This is a genomic window from Rahnella sp. 1L-D-7-B-C2 (assembly GCF_057290995.1).
In genome coordinates, this window is sequence record NZ_JBXAVQ010000005.1 from 313,172 (window position 1) to 334,356 (window position 21,185).

The 21,185-nt window shown below is 52.2% G+C and carries 18 protein-coding genes; 9 read left to right on the plus strand and 9 right to left on the minus strand.

The window, feature by feature from the left end; translation table 11 throughout:
• Window positions 1-30: 30 nt before the first annotated feature.
• Window positions 31-1,215, minus strand: a complete 1,185-nt coding sequence (mdoC, locus tag AC0Z7K_RS11655; protein ID WP_485614523.1) for a glucans biosynthesis protein MdoC — start codon at window positions 1,213-1,215, stop codon at window positions 31-33.
• A 331-nt stretch (window positions 1,216-1,546) separates the two neighbouring features.
• On the opposite strand from mdoC, the gene AC0Z7K_RS11660 reads away from it, so the two are divergent.
• The 3 genes from AC0Z7K_RS11660 (at window position 1,547) to AC0Z7K_RS11670 (ending at window position 6,124) form a co-directional block, all read left to right on the plus strand.
• Window positions 1,547-3,082, plus strand: a complete 1,536-nt coding sequence (locus tag AC0Z7K_RS11660; protein ID WP_413529539.1) for a glucan biosynthesis protein G — start codon at window positions 1,547-1,549, stop codon at window positions 3,080-3,082.
• Window positions 3,075-5,669, plus strand: coding sequence for a glucans biosynthesis glucosyltransferase MdoH (gene mdoH / locus AC0Z7K_RS11665; protein WP_485614524.1), 2,595 nt, complete (start codon window positions 3,075-3,077; stop codon window positions 5,667-5,669). The genes AC0Z7K_RS11660 and mdoH overlap by 8 nt, the downstream gene beginning before the upstream one ends.
• 209 nt (window positions 5,670-5,878) lie before the next feature.
• Entirely contained in the window at window positions 5,879-6,124 is a 246-nt protein-coding gene (locus AC0Z7K_RS11670) for a YceK/YidQ family lipoprotein (protein WP_413529455.1), read from the plus strand.
• A gap of 3 nt (window positions 6,125-6,127) precedes the next feature.
• Here AC0Z7K_RS11670 and AC0Z7K_RS11675 read toward each other — a convergent pair whose 3' ends face one another.
• On the minus strand, window positions 6,128-6,535 hold the full coding sequence (locus AC0Z7K_RS11675) for a MysB family protein (RefSeq protein WP_213052276.1): 408 nt from the start codon (window positions 6,533-6,535) through the stop codon (window positions 6,128-6,130).
• Between the two features lie 220 nt (window positions 6,536-6,755).
• Between AC0Z7K_RS11675 and AC0Z7K_RS11680 the strand changes: the two genes are divergently transcribed.
• Together AC0Z7K_RS11680 and AC0Z7K_RS11685 are read left to right on the plus strand one after the other, a co-directional pair.
• Window positions 6,756-7,154: a VOC family protein gene (locus AC0Z7K_RS11680; RefSeq protein WP_485614526.1), complete on the plus strand. Its 399-nt coding sequence runs from the start codon at window positions 6,756-6,758 to the stop codon at window positions 7,152-7,154.
• A 132-nt stretch (window positions 7,155-7,286) separates the two neighbouring features.
• Window positions 7,287-7,628: a hypothetical protein gene (locus tag AC0Z7K_RS11685; protein ID WP_485614527.1), complete on the plus strand. Its 342-nt coding sequence runs from the start codon at window positions 7,287-7,289 to the stop codon at window positions 7,626-7,628.
• A gap of 26 nt (window positions 7,629-7,654) precedes the next feature.
• Here the strand turns inward: AC0Z7K_RS11685 and mdtG are convergent, their stop codons facing one another.
• From mdtG to AC0Z7K_RS11705, 4 genes are all read right to left on the minus strand, one after another.
• Window positions 7,655-8,893: a multidrug efflux MFS transporter MdtG gene (gene mdtG / locus AC0Z7K_RS11690; protein WP_413529458.1), complete on the minus strand. Its 1,239-nt coding sequence runs from the start codon at window positions 8,891-8,893 to the stop codon at window positions 7,655-7,657.
• A 268-nt stretch (window positions 8,894-9,161) separates the two neighbouring features.
• Window positions 9,162-9,596, minus strand: coding sequence for a DoxX family protein (locus tag AC0Z7K_RS11695; RefSeq protein WP_112167272.1), 435 nt, complete (start codon window positions 9,594-9,596; stop codon window positions 9,162-9,164).
• Between the two features lie 214 nt (window positions 9,597-9,810).
• Window positions 9,811-10,746, minus strand: coding sequence for a Kdo(2)-lipid IV(A) acyltransferase (locus AC0Z7K_RS11700; RefSeq protein WP_485614529.1), 936 nt, complete (start codon window positions 10,744-10,746; stop codon window positions 9,811-9,813).
• A 359-nt stretch (window positions 10,747-11,105) separates the two neighbouring features.
• The gene (locus AC0Z7K_RS11705; protein WP_485614530.1) at window positions 11,106-12,203 is read right to left on the minus strand and encodes an NADH:flavin oxidoreductase/NADH oxidase; all 1,098 of its coding nucleotides are present in this window, start codon (window positions 12,201-12,203) and stop codon (window positions 11,106-11,108) included.
• A 219-nt stretch (window positions 12,204-12,422) separates the two neighbouring features.
• Between AC0Z7K_RS11705 and trhO the strand changes: the two genes are divergently transcribed.
• The gene (gene trhO / locus AC0Z7K_RS11710) at window positions 12,423-13,478 is read left to right on the plus strand and encodes an oxygen-dependent tRNA uridine(34) hydroxylase TrhO (RefSeq protein WP_413529461.1); all 1,056 of its coding nucleotides are present in this window, start codon (window positions 12,423-12,425) and stop codon (window positions 13,476-13,478) included.
• A gap of 69 nt (window positions 13,479-13,547) precedes the next feature.
• Here trhO and AC0Z7K_RS11715 read toward each other — a convergent pair whose 3' ends face one another.
• Window positions 13,548-14,123: a YceI family protein gene (locus tag AC0Z7K_RS11715; RefSeq protein WP_485614559.1), complete on the minus strand. Its 576-nt coding sequence runs from the start codon at window positions 14,121-14,123 to the stop codon at window positions 13,548-13,550.
• Window positions 14,124-14,172: 49 nt separating this feature from the next.
• Complete coding sequence (locus AC0Z7K_RS11720; RefSeq protein WP_485614532.1) at window positions 14,173-14,718, minus strand: cytochrome b; 546 nt, start codon at window positions 14,716-14,718, stop codon at window positions 14,173-14,175.
• A 562-nt stretch (window positions 14,719-15,280) separates the two neighbouring features.
• On the opposite strand from AC0Z7K_RS11720, the gene AC0Z7K_RS11725 reads away from it, so the two are divergent.
• Genes AC0Z7K_RS11725 through AC0Z7K_RS11735 form a run of 3 tightly spaced genes read left to right on the plus strand, consistent with a single transcriptional unit; the run spans window position 15,281 to window position 20,620 of the window.
• The gene (locus AC0Z7K_RS11725; protein WP_485614534.1) at window positions 15,281-16,444 is read left to right on the plus strand and encodes an efflux RND transporter periplasmic adaptor subunit; all 1,164 of its coding nucleotides are present in this window, start codon (window positions 15,281-15,283) and stop codon (window positions 16,442-16,444) included.
• A gap of 9 nt (window positions 16,445-16,453) precedes the next feature.
• The gene (locus AC0Z7K_RS11730) at window positions 16,454-19,549 is read left to right on the plus strand and encodes an efflux RND transporter permease subunit (RefSeq protein WP_485614536.1); all 3,096 of its coding nucleotides are present in this window, start codon (window positions 16,454-16,456) and stop codon (window positions 19,547-19,549) included.
• A gap of 33 nt (window positions 19,550-19,582) precedes the next feature.
• Window positions 19,583-20,620, plus strand: a complete 1,038-nt coding sequence (locus AC0Z7K_RS11735; RefSeq protein ID WP_485614537.1) for an AI-2E family transporter — start codon at window positions 19,583-19,585, stop codon at window positions 20,618-20,620.
• Here the strand turns inward: AC0Z7K_RS11735 and AC0Z7K_RS11740 are convergent.
• Window positions 20,617-21,021 carry a MarR family winged helix-turn-helix transcriptional regulator gene (locus AC0Z7K_RS11740; protein WP_485614560.1) on the minus strand — a complete coding sequence of 135 codons (405 nt, stop codon included), beginning with the start codon at window positions 21,019-21,021 and terminating at the stop codon, window positions 20,617-20,619. The genes AC0Z7K_RS11735 and AC0Z7K_RS11740 overlap by 4 nt on opposite strands.
• Window positions 21,022-21,185: the final 164 nt, after the last annotated feature.

Consider the following 21,185-nt stretch of genomic DNA (forward strand, 5'->3'; position numbering starts at 1 on the left):
TTCTTTAACGTGATGTAAAGTTTCGGGCGATTAAGACGCCTGATTTTGCGGCGGGGTAGGGCCGGACTCGTTCTTTTTATTCAGTTGCTGCGGTTTGCCTGAAAACAGGAAGCGCAGCAGCGGTATACGTTTATGCACTTCATAAAGGAAGAAGGCGATACCGAATACGAACACCAGACCCAACCAGAAGCCCATCCAGTCGCTGTGAATTTTTGGCGTGATGAAGGCACCATAAATCAGCGTTAACGGGTGGTGAATCAGATAGATGAACAAGGATGAGTTCACCAGATAGGTGATCCACGGTGCCTGGAAGTTCAGCATGTAATGGCTAAATGAGAACACCACGTTCACCATCAGAATACCCAACAGCGTCGTGATGATGGCATCAATCTCCATCGAGTAAAGCTGCGGAGTATTTACGTGCTGATTGAACATGTATGCAGCGAACAAGAAGATGCTGACTACACCCGCAGTAGCAGACGGTTTGATAAACAGCTCTTTCAACCAGGCGAATTTATACGCAAAGGCGCCGATAATGAAAAATGGCAGATAAAACAGCGTCTGCATGACGATAAAATTAAACGCTCCGTTAGAAAGTAAGTCCGGCGCAAAAAGGTACAACGCTCTGTTAAATACGGCATAAATTAAACCGATAAACAAAAAGAGTATTGAGAGTTTTCCTAAGCTATTTGTTCGGTTTTTAATTAATTGAATGCGATTAGTCTTAATTTCTTTTATAAATTTAAACAGATAAAAACAAATGCTGGTGAGAATAACCAACGTCAGCAAGAACCATAAGTGAGACACTAATTCCCAGACTGTGATGTTAATTTTCTGATAGAGGCCCATTGTGCTCCAGTCAGAAAACTTGCTGGTGTATTTCATCAGGAAATAAAGCTGAGGGAGCGTGATAAGCGGAAATGCCGCGGCCAGCGGGATGGCGACCCGCTCCAAACGCACCTTCAGCCACTGGTGCGATTCATAGCGCTCGTACAGCATATAGGAGAAATACCCTGATATGACGAAGAACACCTGCATACGGAAGGCGTGGATGACATCATTGAAGATAGTCAGGCCGTGCGAGGGTATGGCACTGTTTACTGCCCAGATATGACTGGAGTAAATCAATGATATATGGAATGGAATACCCAGCAGCATCAAATATGCGCGTATGGAGTCCAAAAAGAACTCACGTTGTGGTTTTTGTGGTTTCATTACGTTCCCGTTGTATGCAGCTCATCCTAATTTTAGATCGTAATTTGTCTTTAGGGCGATTCATTCAGGTAACCAGAAATGGACATTGCTGACAATAGTATAAGTCCGAACATAAAACGGGCTTTGTTATAGGACAAGTTTCCATAGCCTGTGTTTCAACGAATTGATATCCTTGTACCCTGTTGCGCTTAAACGGTTCATCAATGGATGAACCATCGACTGCTCAGGTTGTCGGAAACCTGACACTTCCCTTAAAATTGTTACAGCGAATGAGTTAAGCGCGCTTAAAGGAGACAAGGTGTCGGATAAAAATTTTTCCATAGGGTCACGTATGATCAAAGTCCGTTTGCTAAGTGCCGCAGTGTTGATGGCCATGTTCACCTCATCTGCCTGGGCTTTTTCTATTGACGATGTTGCAAAACAAGCGAAAGCATTAGCCGATAAAGGCTACGAAGCGCCGAAGAGCAATTTACCGTCCCAGTTCCGCGACCTCAAATTCGCAGACTACCAACAAATTCAGTTCAATCATGACAAAGCGTACTGGAAAGATCAGAACACGCCTTTCAAGCTTGAGTTCTACCACCAGGGGATGTACTTCGACACTCCGGTGAAAATCAATGAAGTGACGGCTAACTCCGTTAAAGAAATCAAATACAGCCCGGATTACTTCAACTTTGGCAACGTCAAACATGACGCTGACTCTGTGAAGAACCTCGGCTTTGCCGGTTTCAAAGTGCTTTATCCCATCAATAAAGCAGACAAAAATGATGAAATTATGAGTGTGCTGGGTGCCAGCTACTTCCGTGTCATCGGTAAAGGCCAGGTTTATGGTCTGTCTGCACGTGGTTTGGCTATCGATACCGCGCTGGCTTCCGGCGAAGAATTCCCGCGTTTTCGCGAATTTTGGATTGAACGTCCTAATCCGGATGAAAAACACTTAGTCATTTACGCATTGCTGGATTCTCCGCGTGCGACCGGCGCTTACCGTCTGGATGTTTATCCGGGCAAAGAAGCCACCGTTGACGTGCAGTCTCAGGTTTATCTGCGTGACAAAGTGGGCAAACTTGGCGTCGCACCTTTGACCAGTATGTTCCTGTTCGGCGCGAACCAGCCGTCTCCGGTGATGAACTATCGTCCGGCGCTGCATGATTCTAACGGTCTGTCTATCCACGCCGGTAACGGTGAATGGATCTGGCGTCCGCTGAACAATCCAAAACATTTGGCCGTCAGTCAGTTCTCCATGGAAAACCCGAAAGGGTTCGGTCTGCTGCAACGCGGCCGCAGTTTCTCCAACTTTGAAGATTTGGACGATCGTTACGATCTGCGTCCAAGCGGTTGGGTAGAGACCAAAGGCGACTGGGGTAAAGGGAAAGTTGAGCTGGTAGAAATTCCGACCGCCGATGAAACCAATGACAACATCGTGGCCTTCTGGACGCCGGATCAGTTACCTGATGCAGGTAAGCCGTTGTCTATGAACTATCGTCTGCACTTCTCTATTGAAGAAGATAAATTACATTCACCGGATCTGGCGTGGGTTGAACGTACCATGCGCTCAACCGGTGATGTGAAGCAGTCAAATCTGATCCGTGAGCCAGACGGCAGCGTTGCCTTCCTAGTTGATTTTGTCGGTCCAAACCTGAAAGCCCTGAAAAGCGACACACCGGTGGCGTCTCAGGTCAGCGTGGGCGACAACGGCGATCTGGTTGAAAACACTGTCCGCTATAATCCGGTAACTAAGGGCTGGCGTCTGACGCTGCGCCTGAAAGTGAAAGATCCGAAGAAAGCGATCGAAATGCGCGCTTCTCTGGCCAATGGCGATAAAACACTGAGTGAAACCTGGAGCTACCAGCTGCCTGCAAATGAATAAGTCAACGCACTCTACTCATGAATATGTAGAAGCTTTGCCGCTTCCTGAAGATCAGAAAGCGGCACTCCTTCAACAGCTTCCGGCTGCTGAGGGCGAAGCTTTTGCCACCGTGCATCGGCGCCTGGGCACTGATGACATGTCTTCTGCTGCTGCTGCTGCCGCTGCTGCGGACACCGATGCGCCTCTGGCCTCGGTCAAAGCACGCGTCGGTGCTGGCTGGCCTTACGCACTGGAGAAGGGCTCGCTGGATGAGGTGGATAACGAAGGCCGCACCATCGCGAGCGCTATGCCTGCAGTTAAACGTTCCAGCATGTTCCCTGATGTCTGGCGTACCAACCCGGTAGGACGTTTTTGGGACAACCTGATGGGGCGCAGTGCAGCTTCCCGTCATCGTGCCTCTGAAATGCCGGAGTCGGAAAAACGCTGGCGTCATGCAGGTTCCGTCCGTCGTTATATTTTGCTGGCTCTCATGCTGGTGCAAACGGCGATCGCGACCTGGTACATGAAAACCATCCTGCCTTATCAGGGCTGGGCGCTGATCGACCCCGCAGATATGCTAAACCAGGACTGGTTACAGTCGGTTCTGCAACTTCTGCCTTATGTGTTGCAGACGGGGATCCTAGTGCTGTTCGCCATCCTTTTCTGTTGGGTGTCGGCCGGTTTCTGGACTGCGCTGATGGGCTTTTTACAACTGCTCATCGGCCGCGATAAATACAGCATCACGGCATCGACCAAAGGCGATGAGCCGCTGAACCCGAATAACCGTACTGCGCTGATCATGCCGATTTGTAATGAAGACGTGGAGCGCGTTTTCGCGGGTCTTCGTGCAACGTATGAATCAGTAAAAGCGACGGGTGATTTGGATCAGTTTGATATCTATGTCCTGAGCGACAGTTATGACCCGGACATCTGCGTAGCCGAACAAAAAGCCTGGATGGAAGTGTGCCGCGACGTTGATGGTCATGGTCGTATCTTCTACCGCCGCCGCCGCCGCCGTGTGAAACGTAAAAGCGGCAACATCGATGACTGGTGTCGTCGCTGGGGCGGGGAATATGCCTACATGGTTATTCTTGATGCCGACAGCGTCATGAGCGGCGAATGTCTGACCGGTCTGGCGCGTCTGATGGATGCCAACCCGAACGCCGGTATTATCCAGTCTTCGCCGAAAGCGTCCGGTATGGATACGCTGTATGCGCGTTGCCAGCAGTTCGCGACCCGCGTCTACGGCCCGTTGTTTACCGCCGGTCTGCACTTCTGGCAACTGGGCGAATCCCACTATTGGGGTCATAACGCCATCATCCGCGTCAAACCGTTCATCGAGCACTGTGCGCTTGCGCCGCTGCCGGGTGAAGGTTCGTTTGCCGGTTCCATCATGTCGCATGACTTCGTGGAAGCAGCACTGATGCGTCGTGCTGGCTGGGGCGTATGGATCGCCTATGATCTGCCGGGCAGTTATGAAGAATTACCGCCGAACCTGCTGGACGAGCTAAAACGTGACCGCCGGTGGTGTCATGGTAACCTGATGAACTTCCGCCTGTTCCTGGTGAAAGGGATGCACCCGGTACACCGTGCGGTGTTCCTGACCGGCGTGATGTCTTATCTGTCCGCTCCGCTGTGGTTTACATTCCTGGCCCTGTCTACTGCCTTGCAGGTAGTGCATACGCTGATGGAACCGCAGTACTTCCTGCAACCGCGCCAGCTGTTTCCGGTGTGGCCGCAGTGGCGTCCCGAGCTGGCCATTGCGCTGTTTTCGACCACCATGGTGCTGCTGTTCCTGCCAAAACTGCTGAGCATCGTCCTGATTTGGGCGAAAGGTGCGAAGCAATTTGGCGGCGGTCTGCGTCTGCTGCTTTCCATGTTGCTGGAAATGCTGTTCTCAGTCCTGCTGGCACCAGTGCGCATGTTGTTCCACACCGTATTCGTGGTCAGCGCATTCCTGGGCTGGGAAGTGGTCTGGAATTCACCGCAGCGTGATGATGATGACACGCCGTGGGGCGAAGCCTTTAAGCGTCACGGTTCTCAGCTGTTGCTCGGTGCTGTCTGGGCCGCCGGTATGGCATGGCTGGACTTACGCTTCCTGTGGTGGCTGGCGCCTATCGTCTTCTCTCTGATCCTCTCGCCAATCGTATCGGTGTTGTCAAGCCGCGCAACGCTGGGGATTAAGAGTAAGAGAGCCAAGTTGTTCCTGATCCCGGAAGAGTACGATCCTCCGCGTGAACTGGTGGCAACGGATGAATATCTCAAGCTGAACCGTGAACGCAAACTGCAAAACGGCTTCATGCATGCGGTATTTGATCCGACTTTCAATGCACTGGCGACAGCTATGGCGACTTCGCGCCACCTGATGCGTGATGCGGTTGAAAATGGCCGTCGCGCTCACCTTGAGCAGGCGTTGAAAACCGGGCCGAAAGATTTAGGCAAGGCCGATCGCCTGATCCTTCTGAGCGATCCGGTACTGATGGCACGCTTACACTCTGCGGTCTGGACGCAACCGGATCAGCGGGCGTGGAGTGAGCATTACAGTAAATTGCCGCGTAACGTTGAGGCTTTCCCTGAAACCCAGACGCTGGAAGTTAAACCCGCCTGAGTTGATGTGAAGAGTCATTAAAGCTAACGGGCAGTATGTGAAAACGTGCTGCCCGTTTTTTATGGCCGGAAGTTCAGTGACTCTTTAGGCGTCAGCGTATAAAATTTTACTTTGCCTTAACATAGTGGGGCATGCGCGCGTGCTAAGCTGACAGCGCTTTCAGCGCTCCACGGAGTGCTTCCATTGAGTCGAATCGACAGGTTGTATGAGTGATTAATCGGGTAATTTTACGTGGATGTGTACTGGCATTAGTGGCTGGGACTCTGACGGGCTGTGGCAGTATCATCAGCCGGACAGTACCGGGGCAGGGACATGGCAATCAGTATTATCCCGGGGTGCAATGGGATCTGCGGGATAGTCCGTGGCGTTATGTCACCGTCATCGATGTACCGCTTTCGATGATCGTCGACACCTTCATGTTGCCGATTGACGCCCGCCACGGCCCCTATAACTAATCGTTAGTCGATGTCACGTCCCGGATAATCGTCCTCATCATCCCATTCTTCAGCAGCAGCAGCGCCTTCTTCAGTGTCGGTCTGCGGCTCGTGCTGGAATTCTCCTTCATCCCACTCGTACAGCGTCGCTTCTTCCAGCCACTCTTCTTCGAGCTCGATGACGTCATAGTCCTCATCGAAAATGGCCTGAGCGGCGGCACCGCTGCGGAAGGTTAATGCATCAATCGATTCCCCTTCGCCGTTAAGAAACTCCGCCTGCCACATGATGTCGCCATCCTGCATGATGTATTTCTGCAAATTGAACTGATCGGGAAGCGGCTCTTCATCGCCCTGGATCCTGTCCTGTGCGGCTTCGAGAAATTCTTCGCGGGCGGCATCAATAGCTTCTTCAAGCGTTACGTACATGCTCATTGTTGTCTCCTGAGTTGAAATGGGGTAATGGGTAAACAGGTGTGGTGTAAATAGCGTTATGAATGAACAGGTAACAACCATCCGCCAGTGAAAACGCTGATTCAATGATTGTTGTCGATAAATCCCAGAGTGCAAGTTTTCAGATGAAAAACAGTGGGTATTCTTCTGCTATCCTTATTTTTCTAAATAAAAACGGTAAGTTGAGGGAGAGTTTTTCACCATGATTTCACGAAACGCAGTGCTGCGCGTAGCGCGACCGACTGACAATCTTGATGAAATAGCCACCATGTATTGTGACGGGCTGGGATTCGAAGTGATTGGATGTTTCAGCGATCATCAGGGATTTGATGGCGTGCTGGTGGGGCATCCTCAGCATCATTACCATCTTGAATTTACGCATCATCATGGTTCAGTCGCAGGCTACGCACCGACGCAGGATAATTTGCTGGTATTTTATATTGCCGAAGAAAAACAGTGGGTTGAACAATGTGAAGCGATGCTGCAAGCCGGATTTACAGGCGTGCCGTCGTTTAATCCTTACTGGGATGAAAATGGCAGAACCTTTGAGGATGTGGACGGTTACCGCGTGGTTTTGGCTTCGCTTGAATGGTTACTATAGACACAAATGTCAGTACTTTCCCTGCTTTGCAAAGGCAGTGGAGGGGGAGGGTAAAGTTTTAGCAAACCGTCTGCGCGGCGTGAATTTGGGGACTAAAGTGACCATGAAACTTTCAGCAATAAGGTTACTGTTATGAAGATTCACTCCCGCGCGTTACTTCTGCCGCTGTGCGGTCTTGGCGTATTATTCAGCGTCGCCAGCACGGCAGCTGAAAATCTACCTCCTCAGCCTCCTATGGGCTTACCCTCGTTCCACGGCGAAGGTATGCCACCGCCGCCACCGATGATGATGGCGGGGTTCTGTCATCCGGGGCAATTATTCTGCGCCAGCGTCGCCAGTGATAATCCGACCGAGACCATTGAGAAACTGACCTCAGTACTTCCGGCGATAACGGCCGGTAAACACTATGAGGTCCGTCTGGCGGTGGTTGAAGTGCCTGACGCTATGCGTCCGCTGCCAGAAAGGGCCAAGTAAGAGGTTTCCTGCAACGACGGTCGTGTTTAATCGACCATCGCCTGACGTGGCCGGCGTTGCAGACACCACCAGGAGTAGACGGCGTTAAACAGCACAACCAGCGCAGTGACGAAAAACACCGTACGGAATCCATAGCTTGCCGAAACCGCCGCACCCAACAATGGGCCTGTGACATTCCCCACATCACGGAACGACTGGTTATAGCTAAACACGCGGCCAGCCACCTGATTGGTACAGTTGTAAATCAGCAGCGTCTGTACCGCCGGAAGCAGCGCACCGTCGGTAGCGCCGAGCAGGAAGCGCAGAATCCCCAGTTGCAGCGGTGTTTGCACAAACGCCATCGGGATCAGCAACAGCACTGATATCCCCATCATTGCCACCAGAATGCGCTCAGGTCCGATCCTGTCCCCCAGTTTACCCAGCCGTGGCGCACTCATTAATGCCGCCACACCCGGTACCGAAGCAATCATGCCGCTGATAAACGCCAGATTCTGCGTGTTACCCGCCAGCTCCCGCACGTAAAGTGTGAGGATGGGCGCAATCGAGCCGGTCGCCACCTGAATAATCATCGTGGTGACGAACAGGCACAGCACCAGTTTCGGATTTTTAAGCGAAGCAAACACCTGCTTGCGGTTAAGCATGTCTTTTTTATTCACCGGCACGAACTGTTCGCGGATGCAGTACAGCGTCATCACGAAGCACAGGAAAAGCACCGCAGCAGTGATGAAGAAGACCGGACGCAGCCCGTAGCTGTCGGCCAGTAAACCGCCGACCAGCGGCCCGAGCAATGCGCCACTGACGCCACCGGTGGAAAGCGTACCTAGCGCCCAGCCACTTTTGTTGCGGGGGATTTGAGTGGCAATCAGCGCGTTAGCGTTGGGGACGAAGCCGCCGAGTAAGCCAAGCAGGGCGCGGAGAACGAGGAATTGCCAGATGTTTTGCGCGAACCCCATCAGCACCATGACGATCGACATACCGAGTGCGGATCGCAGCAACATGATTTTGCGTCCCTTGCGATCGGCAAGGCCACCCCAGAAGGGCGATGCGATGGCGGAAAACAGGAAAGTGATGCTGAATACCAGCCCTGACCACATGTTCAGGGACTCATGACCGGTGACGCCGAGGGTTTCTACGTACAGCGGCAGGAAAGGCATAATCAGGCTGAATGCAGCACCGGTAAGAAAGCAGCCGATCCAGGCAACAAACAAATTACGTTTCCAGTTAATGGGTTCTGGTGCGATTTCAGGTTCAGGAGCCGGGGTCATAAATTACCGAAAGATAAAGGTCGATTCGCTCTGTCATAGCAGACAGAAACAAGGCAGAGCACAAGTAACAATCAGTCAGATGGATAATTATGCGCCTAATTATCATCCACTTCAATGATGTTAATGAACTGTAACAAGTGAAATAAAATACAGGTTTAAAAAAAATCGGGGATGAAGGAGATCAATATCAGTGTGGATAGATCAAAAGAAAACGGCCAGCAAGGGGCTGGCCGCGACAAACGCAGAAAGATAAAAACCACAGTAGAAATTAACGCAGCGCCGGGTTTTTCATCACAGAATAACGGCCGCTGCCGAGGAACATGATTACCAATCCGCCGAAGAAATACAGCGCTTCGCCTTCCAGACCCCAGGCCCCGACGTCAGTGACAGTGAAGAATTTTCCGGCGACCACCAGGAAAACGGCAACAAGAATATTGAATGCCATCACCAGCGCCGCAGGGCGGGTGAAGATCCCCAGAATGATCAGCACGGGCGCAATCACTTCGCCGATATAGGCACCGTAGGCAATGAAACCCGGCAAGCCATCAGCCTGTAACATTTTGGCTATCCAGCCCACACCGTTCTCAATTTTTGCCACGCCGTGGAACAGGATTAGAATACCGAAAGTGAGACGTAACAGAAGCTTACCGAAATCAGGATGGTCGGTGGCGCGGGTAAAAGCAGTATTCAGTTTAGCCAGCATAAAACGTTCCTTTCGAGTGAGACTCAGAGGTCACGCGGCCCCAAAAAAAGGCGGGGTAATCACGTGGGGAAATTATGCTGAGAGTATTGGCCTAAAAGAGATGAGATAAAATCTGATAACTTTGAAGAAGTCTGTCAAAAAAACTGTTTAAGCAAATCAGGAGGGAGGAACAAGTGCCGGTTCAGGCTCAATTAACCTGAACCGGCAAGCGGCATCACTCCTTCAGCGTTTTATAGAGTGAGGACTCACCCTGCGGACGCGTTTTGAAGCGGCGATGCAGCCACATGTATTGTTCCGGCGCCTGGCGGATTTCGTTTTCTACCACTTTGTTCATATAGGTGGCGGCAACCACCTCATCATCGAGCGGGAAGTCGGCGACCTGAGGATGAATGATCATCTCATAGCCTTTGCCACCTTCCAGACGTCGCGGGGTGAACGGAATAATTGCCGGTTTGCCCATACGTGCCAGCAGATACGTCCCGGTGGTAGTGGCAGCTTTGTCGACGGCGAAGAACGGCACAAAGACGCTGGCGCGCGGGCCGTAGTCATGGTCAGGTGCGTACCAGATGATATCGCCTTGCTTGAGGCTGCGGATCATCCCTTTGAGGTCTTTGCGATCCAGCATACCTTTGTTAGAGCGCATACGGCCTTTGGTCTGGATCCAGTCCATCAATTTATTGTCGTGCGGGCGATACACGCCAACGCCCGGATTATGGATGCCGAAAATGCGCGCACCCAGCTCCAGCGTCAGGAAGTGAACGCCAATCAGCAACACGCCCTGTTGGTTGTCGCGGGCACGCTGAATATGCTCAAGCCCGCTGACGCGAAACCAGCGCTCGATTCGCCAGTCAGGCCAGAACCACGCCATACCGGTTTCAAACAAGCCCATACCAACGGATTCGAAGTTTTTCACCACCATATCTTCCCGTTGTTCCGGGGGCATATCGGGGAAGCAAAGTTCGATGTTGCGCATCGCGATTTTGTAGCGACGTTTCAGAAAGCGCATGGAGAATCGGCCCAGTCCGGTGCCCAGACGATAGATAACCGGATAAGGTAATAAGACCAGCGTGTACAGCAGACCCAGACCCAGCCAGGTGAGCCAGTATCGTGGGTGCAGTAATGAACGGTTAAATGTTGGTACCTGAGTCATAGAATCTCTGCGTCATTATATCGAAGTAGAAAATATATAAGCTCTGTCTAGTGCAGCAGCCCGCTACATAAAAACGGTCACTCCCCATATGGAGTGCGTGTTATGCGTTAATTTCTTATAACAAAGTGACATATTGTGGCACTTTTTTTGAATGAGGTGAAAGTCGTCGGCACTAATACCTCATTTTCTGGTATTCACTGCCTGAATGGAAAGCATTGTGCTTTTTTTCTGAACGGCGGCCTGTTAAAGGCAAGATATCGGACTTTTCTCTTTCCGACTGAATATCAGCAGAGAATCGGTTTTTGTCAAATTAACGGGCAGCCAAATGGGCTGCCCGAAGGTAAATTTACAAACAGAGTTTACTTTGGCAGGAATAAACCTTTTACGCTGTGCGGCTCACTGCGCCAGTATTGTTTCGGCGCGGTCACTTTGGCGCCAAGTTTGGCGGCGGCGTGCCACGGCCAGCGCGGGTTGTACAGAATCCCGCGTGCCAGGGCTATCATATCCGCCTGACCGGTACCGATAATCGCTTCAGCCTGCTCTGGTTCGGTAATCAGGCCAACGGCGATCACGGGCATTTTCACGTAACGCTTGATGCCATCAGCAAAAGGCACTTGATAGTTCGGACCGACGGCGATCTTTTGCTCCGTACTCAGGCCACCGCTGGAGACGTGAATGTAGCTGCAGCCCAGCGCATCCAGTGCTTTCGAAAGTTCGATGGATTGCTCCAGATCCCAGCCGCCTTCCACCCAGTCAGTCGCGGAAATGCGTACACCCACCGGTTTTTCTGCCGGGAAGGCCGCGCGGATCTCCTCGAAAATTTCCAGCAGCAGGCGCATACGGTTTTCCAGCGAACCGCCGTACTGATCGGTACGCTGGTTGGAGAGCGGTGAGAGGAACTGATGCAGCAGATAACCGTGCGCACCGTGTAATTCCAGCAGATCAAACCCCAGACGATCGGCGCGGAATACGCTGTCAACGTAAGCCTTTTTCAGTTCGGCGATGCGTTCAAGTGACATCGCTTCGGGGGTTTCGGTACCTTCTGCAAACGCCAGCGCAGAGGGTGCTACGGTTTGCCAGCCACCGGCGGATTGAGGGATTTGCGCGCCACCTTTCCATGGTGCTGCGCACGATGCTTTACGACCTGCGTGGCCGAGTTGCAGGCCGAGTGCCATGTCGCTGTTTTCACGCAGGCCATCGACAAGACCTTTCAGCGCGGTCTCAGTCTCATCATCCCATAACCCTAAATCCTCGGCAGAAATGCGCCCGACGGATTCCACCGCGGTGGCTTCCAGAATCAGCAAACCTGCACCCGAGAAGGATAACTGGCCGAGATGGGCATGATGCCAGGACGTGGCTTTGCCGTTATCTGAGGAGTACTGGCACATTGGGGCGATCACAATGCGGTTTGGGAGTGTCAGCTGACCCAGCGAAATCGGTTCAAAAAGCTTGCTCATGTTTCCTGCTCCTGCGAAGGGTTGAATCGTGAATAAATCCCGAAAATTGGATAACACCTAAGCATAGATTATCGTAATTATCCTGAGGGCAAGGTGCAGCAGGTGTTTTTCTGTTGACGAATTTGCAACGGGAGATGTCCTCATTGTTGCTTTAATGTATAATCTTGCCGCTTAAAAGTTACCGATAGTTAAATTCCCCGAAAGACAGGAACGTACACCATGCCAGTGTTACATAACCGTATTTCTAATGAGGAACTGAGGGAGCGCATGCTGGCCGAAACCGAGCCGCGCACTACAGTTTCTTTTTATAAGTATTTCCAGATTGAAGATCCAAAAGCTTTCCGCGATGCCCTGTATATCAGCCTGACCCGCCTGAACGTGTTTGGCCGTATTTACGTCGCCAAAGAAGGGATTAATGCGCAGATAAGCGTCCCGCAAAGCCGGTTTGACGCGTTCAAAACCGAGCTGTTTTCCAGCCATCCCGCGCTGGATCAAATTCGTCTGAACGTTGCCCTTGAAGACGATGGCAAATCGTTCTGGGTGCTGCGCCTGAAAGTGCGTGACCGCATCGTGGCGGACGGTATCGAAGACGAAAGCTTTGACCCGTCAAATATTGGCGAGTACCTGAAAGCCGAACAGGTCAACGCGATGATTGACGATCCGGACACGCTGTTTGTTGATATGCGTAATCACTACGAATACGAAGTGGGGCATTTCGACAAAGCGATTGAAGTGCCGTCTGACACTTTCCGCGATCAGCTGCCCATGGCCGTTGATATGCTGAAAGAAGACAAAGACAAGAAAATCGTCATGTACTGCACCGGCGGGATCCGCTGTGAAAAAGCCAGTGCTTACATGCTGCACAACGGTTTTAAAAATGTGTATCACGTCGAAGGCGGCATTATTGAATATGCGCGCCGGGCGAAAGAGCAGGGTTTGCCGGTTAAATTTAAAGGCAAGAACTTCGTTTTTGATGAGCGCATGGGCGAACGTATTTCTGATGACGTGATCGCACATTGCCACCAGTGCGGCACCGCGTGCGATAACCATACCAACTGCAAAAACGACGGCTGCCACTTGTTGTTTATTCAGTGTCCAGATTGTACGGCAAAGTTTGATGGCTGTTGCAGTGAAATCTGTATGACAGAGCTGAAACTGCCGGTCGAAGAACAGCGCGCGCTGCGTGCCGGGCGCGAAAATGGCATCAAGATTTTCAACAAGTCCAAAGGCCTGTTGCAAACCACCATGCATATTCCAGCACCAGAAAAAGACTGATCCGTTTTCATAACGTAAAAAAGCCCTGACTGGCGTTGCCATTCAGGGCTTTTTCTTTGCTGGCAGAAATTACTTCTCCCGGACACCTTCAACAGAAATGATCAGCTCAACCTCCTGAGAGGCCGGGCCCAGATCGGTGGTGATGCCATAATCTTTTAGCGCGATGGTGCCAGCGGCTTCAAAGCCCGCACGGTAACCACCCCATGGATCTTTACCCTGACCCAGCAGTTTCGCCTGTAATGTCAGCGGTTTTGTGACGCCGTTAAGCGTGAAATCACCGGTCACTGCCAGATTCCCGCCTTCGCTCTTCACGGATGTTGAGGTGAATGTGGCCTGCGGATGTTTACCTACGTTGAGGAATTCTGCGCTGCGCAGGTGTTTATCGCGTTCAGCGTGATTGGTAAAGACGCTGGTAGTGTTGATGGTGACGTTGACTTTATCGGCAGAGGGATCTTTTTCATCAAAGGTGAAACCACCGTCGAAATCATTAAAGCTGCCGTACAGCCAGCTGTAACCTAAGTGCTTGATACGAAATTCGATAAAGGCGTGCTGGCCCTCTTTGTCGATTTTGTAATTTGCCGCGCTGGCGGAACCGGCCGCCAGTAACAGCGATGCCAGCGTCAGGCCCAGGGTAGTTTTTTTCAACATGATGATTCTCCATTGTTCATAAAGGGAAGAGCAATAAGCGTTGGGGTCAGCGCCCGAGCATGCGTGTCAGGGTGCTGTCACGGTCAACGAAATGGTGTTTAAGCGCCGCCAGTGCATGAAAGGCGGAAACGATCACAATGCCCCACGCCATCCATAAATGAATGGTTCCGGCAATGTCCGCCTGCTGGTTCAGTCCGAACAGCGTCGCGGGAATATCAAACCAGCCAAACACACTTATCGGCTGGCCTTCTGCCGTGGAAATCAGATAGCCGCTGATCAAAATGCCGAACAGGCCGGCAAACAGCAGAACGTGTGCCAGCCATGCGCCGAGGCGGGTTTTCGCGCTGTAGCTACTGAGCGGTTTCGGCGGCGGGGAAATAAACCGCCATGCCAGCCGGAATACCATGGCTGCGAAAACCAATACGCCGATACTTTTATGTAATTCCGGCGCACGGTGATACCAGGTTTCGTAATAACCCAATCCCACCATCCACAGACCCAGCGCGAATAATCCGTAAACGGCCAGCGCGACGGCCCAATGAATCACAACGGAAATATGGCCAAAGTGAACAGGCGTGTTTTTCCACAGCATAAAAGACATCTCACTCAATGAAATATTTTTGGAAAGTAAACATTTTGAAACATATTGGCAATATTTAATTTTCAAAAGTATCGATTAATTTAACTTGTTCATTAATTTTGATGATAATGGCCTGAATTTGTTCAATGGTTTAGTCTCACTCCGGGGAACATAAAATAAATAGCGCAAAATGCAGTGCTGGAAGGGGTTTGTAAGTTTTTGTCATGCCGGGTAAAGATGATTCCAGTTCTAAAAATTTGAGTAAATAAATCTAGTTTTATTCGCAGTCGTTGATTTTTTGATATGTTTTTTGCGGTCTTATTTATCGGTGCGAAATTTCTTATATATATGTCTACTCAGTTCCCTAGAGTTTAAATATTTCCTAAATAAAACGTAAAGAAAATTAAGGGTGAGGATTCAGGTGATCGAGATCAGGTTACTAAATATTTCCGCAATTATACTTGCCGGAAATTTTGTTAGGAATTTCTTTATATTCTTATATCTGATGTCTGCCGTTGCTTGCGCGCTCTTCTCAATTAGGGCAGGCATCCGACATCACACGGAGAGTGACGCTATGATGATCCCTGCATTTCGCCGCCCGGCAACGGGCACCCGATTTAACGCTCTCGCCGCAATATTGGCTTTTGTTCTGCTTTATTCTGACGATGTGATAGCTCAGCCTGTACCTGCGGTCGGCACTGTCACCATTACTACCCAAACTGACGGCGTCAGCCGCACTTATCTTGGGCGACTTGAAGCCGTTCAGTCGGTCAATGTGGCCAGCCGCACCGAAGGTTTTATTGCAAGACGCGCCTTTGAAGAAGGACAGTTTGTCAATGCAGGTGACCTGCTGTATGAAATCGAGCCCGCTTTACATAAATCAGCTGTTGCTCAGGCGAAAGCGCAGCTCGACAGCGCAAGCGCAACGGCACGCCACGCACAAACACATCTGAACCGTATTCAGCGTCTGGGCGATGCCCGCACTGTCAGCCAGTCTGACGTTGACGCCGCCGTGGCTGCACGGGACACCGCCCGTGCAGCCGTCGCACAGGCGCAGGCCGCCCTAAAAACTCAGGAGCTGCAGCTTAGCTATACCCGCATCACCGCGCCGATTTCCGGGCGCATCGGGGTCAGCCATTTTCATACCGGCAGTCTGGTGAATCCGGCGAGCGGCACGCTGACTGAAATTGTTCAGCTTGACCCGGTTCGCGTAGTTATTTCCGTCAATGAACGCGATTTCCTCAGCGCCAGCCAGAACACAGGTTCATTAGAAGAGGCGATGTCTGAGAAAAACATGGCGCTGTCTTTACGCTTATCAGACGGTTCGCCGTATATGACCGTGCCTGCGTTTGAATCGCTGGGCAACCGTATTGATGCGCAGACCGGTACCGTGGCGGTCAGGCTGACGGTGGCGAATCCACAACATCGACTACTGCCAGGCGGCACCGTCAATGTGCTGGCGGAACCGCGCTCTGATGCCCATCTTCCTGTCGTGCCAGCCAATGCGTTACAGCAAAATGAGGCCGGTCACTTTGTTCTGCTGGTCAATGCAGAGCAGCGAGTTGAAGCGCGGGCAGTCCGCCTCGGGGGCCAAACGCCTCAGGGATATTTCGTGCTGGAAGGCTTAAAGGGCGGAGATCACGTGGTGACGGAAGGCCTGCAGTGGATCCAGCCGGGAATGAAAGTATCGACGCGGGACGCTCAGGGCGTTTCACCAGCTCAGACAACAAAACGTTAAGGAACGACGATGCTCCAGCAATTTATCAAGCGACCCCGTTTTGCGATGGTTATCGCGCTGGTCACCGCCCTGATTGGTGCGGTGGCGCTCAACGTCATCCCGGTCGAACAGTATCCGGATATCACGCCGCCGGTGGTGTCCGTCAGCGCAATTTATCCGGGCGCGAGCGCGAGGGACGTTGCGGAATCCGTTGCTGCCCCAATTGAGGCGCAGGTGAACGGTGTCAGCAATATGCTGTATATGTCATCAAACAGCGGCAATAACGGCAGCTATTCCCTCAATATTACCTTTGCCAGCGGTACCGATCCGGACACCGCTGCGGTGGAAGTGCAAAACCGTATTTCTCAGGTCAGCGCAAAATTGCCTGCCGAAGTGCTAAACACCGGCGTATCGGTGCGTAAACAGGCTTCTAACATTCTGATGGGCATCAGCCTGCTTTCGCCAAACAACACGCACGACATGTTGTTTATCAGTAACTTTGCCAGCATCCAGCTACGTGACGCGCTGGCGCGTATTGACGGCGTGGGTGATGTGCAGGTCTTTGGATCGCGTGACTACAGCATGCGCATCTGGCTGGATCCGCGCAAAATGGAAGCACTCAATGTCAGCAGCACGGAAATCAGCGCCGCGATCCAGAGCCAGAACGTACAGGCCGCAGCCGGTCAAATCGGTGCATCACCCAGTCCGTCGATGCAGCAGCAAACCCTGACCATCAGCGGTGCCGGACGCCTGAGTTCACCCGAAGAGTTCTCGAATATTATCGTCCGTAAAAATGAAAATGGTGGCACGGTGCGTTTGCGTGACGTGGCACGTATTGAGCTGGGGGCGCAGGATTATCAGGTTAACGCGACGCTGAATCAGACGCCTTCTGCCTTTCTGTCGGTCTATCCTGCGCCGGGTGCCAATGCGCTGAACGTGGCGAATGCCGTGCGCGAAGAAATGACGCGTCAGGCGCGCTATTTCCCGGACGATCTCAACTATGAAATTAAGTTCGACTCGACTCAGTTCGTCAGCGCTACGCTCGATGAAATCGTGGTATCTCTTGCACTTACGTTCCTTGTTGTCCTGACTATCGTCTTCCTCTTTCTGCAAAGCGCGCGCGCCACGTTTATTGTCGCCCTGACCATTCCCGTTTCTTTGCTTGGCACTTTTGCGGTGCTCTACGCGTTTGGTTATTCGGCCAATACGCTGAGTTTATTTGCGATCATTCTGGCACTGACGGTCGTGGTCGATGACGCCATCGTAGTCGTCGAAAACGTCGAGCGCCTGATGACCGAAGACCCGTCACTTGGTCGCGTGGCCGCCACCCGCAAGGCGCTCAAGCAAATCGCCGGGCCGATCATCGCTACAACCGTGGTGTTAATGGCGGTTTTCGTTCCCATCGCGGTATTGCCGGGCATCACCGGGGCACTTTACCGCCAGTTTGCCGTGACGCTTTCGGCGGCGGTGATCCTTTCCAGTATCAACGCATTAACGCTGACTCCTGCGTTGTGCGCCACGTTGCTCAAACCTCGCCCAGAAAAACCGGCGAGGCTGTTCAGTGCGTTCAACCGTGGGCTGGATACCGTGCGAGATAGGTATGTGACCGCTACCCGCGGCCTCAGCAAACATGCGCTGACCAGCGTGCTCACCGTTATAGCGCTCGTGGGAGCATGTGTATGGGGCTACTCGAGCTTGCCGAAATCCTTCCTGCCGGATGAAGATCAGGGCTATTTTTTTGTGAATGTGCAATTGCCTGATGGCGCATCACTGGGGCGGACTGACGCGGTCCTTGGACAAATGCAGACGCTGCTGGAGAGCGATCCAGCGGTTGACGACGTGATTGCCATCAGTGGCTTTAGTCTGCTGAGCGGCGGCAGTGCGCCAAACTCAGCGTTTGGGATTGTGCTGCTGAAACCCTGGGGGGCTCGCAGTAGCGTGGATCAAGTGATAGGTCGCCTGCAACCGGTTATGGCAGGGATCCCTTCAGCGATGATGATGGCGATCAATCCGCCCGCTATTTCCGGATTGGGTACTGCCTCCGGGCTGGATCTGCGCCTGCAGGCATTACAGGGGCAATCACCGCAGGAGCTGGCGGCAACCGGTCAGGCGCTGATTATGGCCGCCAATCAGGATCCGCTACTGAGCCGTGTATTCACCACTTTCAGCGCATCCGTACCGGAGATAGCCCTGAGCGTCGACCGCGACCGTGCCGCACAGTTGCAGGTACCGGTCAGTCGTATCTTCGGCACGTTGCAAACGTCGCTGGGCGGCGTGAACGTCAGTGATTTCATCATCAACAACCGTCTCTTCAACGTGCAGATGCAAAATGAAATGGAAGACCGTCAGCGCGCGGATCAGATTTCGACCCTCAGCGTGCGCAGTGATAATGGCTCGCTGATCAGCATGGGCAAACTCGTCGATCTCACTCCGTCGCTCGGCGCGCCGTTTATCACTCAGTACAACCAGTTCCCATCACTGGCCATCAGCGGTTCTGCGGCGCCGGGCGTAAGCTCCGGGGAAGCGATGGCGCAGATGGAAAATATTCTGAGCGAAAAACTACCAGCCGGTTATGGTTATGAATGGACAGGAATGTCATTACAGGAAATTCAGGCTGGCGGTCAGGCAATCTTGATTTACGCCGCCGCGCTGTTGTTTGCCTATCTGTTCCTGGTGGCGCAGTACGAAAGCTGGAGTATCCCAATGGTGGTGATGATTTCAGTTATCTTCGCCGTATTTGGTGCAATCGGCGGATTACATCTGGCCGGGCTGAGCAACGACGTGTACGCACAAATCGGCATGGTGTTGCTGATAGGGCTGGCGGCGAAGAATGCCATATTGATTGTCGAATTCTCGAAAGCGCGACGTGAAGAAGGGGCGTCGATCAGTGAAGCGGCGCAGGACGGCGCGAAGCAGCGTTTTCGTGCGGTGATGATGACGGCGATTTCCTTTATTCTGGGGGTTCTGCCGTTGGTGCTGGCCTCAGGTGCCGGAGCAATGAGCCGCCACATCATCGGCGTCACGGTCTTCAGCGGGATGCTGCTGTCCACGACTGCGGGGATCTTGTTTATCCCGGCGCTGTATATGCACATTCAGCGTTTACGTGAGTGGGTGAAATCACGTTAATTTGCTGCCAGCGATCATCATCAGGAGAGAATTATGCGAAAGACCATAGTGACTAATCAGGGACTGAAAATCGCGGTGATGATGGCAATGCTGGTCGTTATTTTCGCAGGTATAAAGTCAGCCGCAGACATTATTGTCCCGTTCATTCTGGCGCTTTTTCTGGCTTTCGTCCTCAATCCGTTAATTGTGTTACTGGAGAAAGTGCGGGTGCCGCGTGCGCTCGCGGTGATGCTGGTGGCGACGGTAGTGATTTGCGCGATGGTATTTCTCACGTCAACGTTGCTGGTGACGCTCAATGAATTTGCCCGTACATTACCGCAGTATCGCGGCATCCTCATTGAGAAATTACGGCAGTACGACGCCTATTTTCCACAAGGTGAACTGACCTTTACGCCGGAACAGTTGGCCGGGTACATCGACCCGGCCGCGACCCTGAATCTGGTGAGCAAGCTGATAAGTTATCTTTCCAATGCCATGGCCGGGCTGTTCTTGTTGCTGATGACTGTCGCTTTCATGCTGCTGGAGGTCCCGCAACTGCCTTACAAAATCGAGCAACTCTCCGACGATCCGGGAAAAGGCTTGGCGAACGTTCAGCGCGCGCTGGATAGCGTCACGCGATATCTGGTGATCAAAACGCTGATAAGCGTCGTCACCGGGCTGGCGGTATGGGCGTTGCTGGCAGGTATCGGCGTCCGTTTTGCTTTCCTTTGGGGCATGCTGGCTTTCGCGCTGAACTATATTCCTAACATAGGTTCATTCATTGCCGCCATTCCACCGATTATTCAGACCTTCCTGTTTAACAGCGTAAGTGACGGGTTGATGGTGACCGGCGGTTATATTCTGATCAACGTGATTTTCGGCAGCATTATTGACCCAAAAATTCTCGGGAAAGGGCTGGGGTTATCGACGCTGGTGGTGTTCATTTCGCTGATATTCTGGGGCTGGCTAATGGGGCCGGTGGGTATGTTACTGTCGGTTCCGCTGACGATTGTGCTCAAAATCGCCCTCGAACCGACCGCAGCAGGGCACAAAATTGCTGTCCTGCTCGGCGATGGAACGCCTGAACGTTAGGCTTTGTTCTGCTCTTCGATATCATGCGCCAGTGCTTCGATGCTGCGAAGCGAGGCCATTAACTGCTGGCGGGCGAGAGAGTCTAAGCCGTCAAATAACCGGTCGATTGCGACCTGTTTGGGTATTTTTACTTGCTCAAGCGCCTGTTTACCGGCTTCGGTAAGCTCCAGTAGCTGCGAGCGGCGATCAGTGGGATGGCGTTTACGGATAAGCAGACCGTCCCGATCCATTGCATCAATGGCATCAGTAATGGTTCTTGGTGATTGCTGGAGTACATGTGCAAGTTCACCCGGTCGGCAGGTTCCCTCGTGTGCGATGGCGGTCAATAACTTACCACGGGCAAGGGAAAGTCCCTGAGCGGACATCGCTGCATCGACCTGCTTACGCATCAGGCGAATCACAGACAACAATGTTTCCGTGATTTCTGTGGGGGACACTTCGCTTCTATCGATAGTATTCATTTTTATGAGGCTCCTCAAAATGAGGCCGGTAATCCTGAAAACATTGTAGGCTTCTGGATTGAGAGTGCAACCGCAGGAGGCGGAAGAGCCTTTGCTAAGTAGTA

Excerpts from the sequence above, each read along its gene's own strand:
- mdoH (WP_485614524.1), top strand. The coding sequence starts at position 3,075 with ATGAATAAGTCAACGCACTCTACTCATGAATATGTAGAAGCTTTGCCG.
- AC0Z7K_RS11675 (WP_213052276.1), bottom strand. The coding sequence starts at position 6,535 with ATGAGCATGTACGTAACGCTTGAAGAAGCTATTGATGCCGCCCGCGAA.
- AC0Z7K_RS11730 (WP_485614536.1), top strand. The coding sequence starts at position 16,454 with ATGCTCCAGCAATTTATCAAGCGACCCCGTTTTGCGATGGTTATCGCG.
- AC0Z7K_RS11720 (WP_485614532.1), bottom strand. The coding sequence starts at position 14,718 with ATGCTGTGGAAAAACACGCCTGTTCACTTTGGCCATATTTCCGTTGTG.
- trhO (WP_413529461.1), top strand. The coding sequence starts at position 12,423 with ATGCCAGTGTTACATAACCGTATTTCTAATGAGGAACTGAGGGAGCGC.
- AC0Z7K_RS11725 (WP_485614534.1), top strand. The coding sequence starts at position 15,281 with ATGATGATCCCTGCATTTCGCCGCCCGGCAACGGGCACCCGATTTAAC.
- AC0Z7K_RS11735 (WP_485614537.1), top strand. The coding sequence starts at position 19,583 with ATGCGAAAGACCATAGTGACTAATCAGGGACTGAAAATCGCGGTGATG.
- AC0Z7K_RS11660 (WP_413529539.1), top strand. The coding sequence starts at position 1,547 with ATGATCAAAGTCCGTTTGCTAAGTGCCGCAGTGTTGATGGCCATGTTC.
- AC0Z7K_RS11680 (WP_485614526.1), top strand. The coding sequence starts at position 6,756 with ATGATTTCACGAAACGCAGTGCTGCGCGTAGCGCGACCGACTGACAAT.
- AC0Z7K_RS11695 (WP_112167272.1), bottom strand. The coding sequence starts at position 9,596 with ATGCTGGCTAAACTGAATACTGCTTTTACCCGCGCCACCGACCATCCT.
- AC0Z7K_RS11700 (WP_485614529.1), bottom strand. The coding sequence starts at position 10,746 with ATGACTCAGGTACCAACATTTAACCGTTCATTACTGCACCCACGATAC.
- mdtG (WP_413529458.1), bottom strand. The coding sequence starts at position 8,893 with ATGACCCCGGCTCCTGAACCTGAAATCGCACCAGAACCCATTAACTGG.
- AC0Z7K_RS11705 (WP_485614530.1), bottom strand. The coding sequence starts at position 12,203 with ATGAGCAAGCTTTTTGAACCGATTTCGCTGGGTCAGCTGACACTCCCA.
- AC0Z7K_RS11685 (WP_485614527.1), top strand. The coding sequence starts at position 7,287 with ATGAAGATTCACTCCCGCGCGTTACTTCTGCCGCTGTGCGGTCTTGGC.
- mdoC (WP_485614523.1), bottom strand. The coding sequence starts at position 1,215 with ATGAAACCACAAAAACCACAACGTGAGTTCTTTTTGGACTCCATACGC.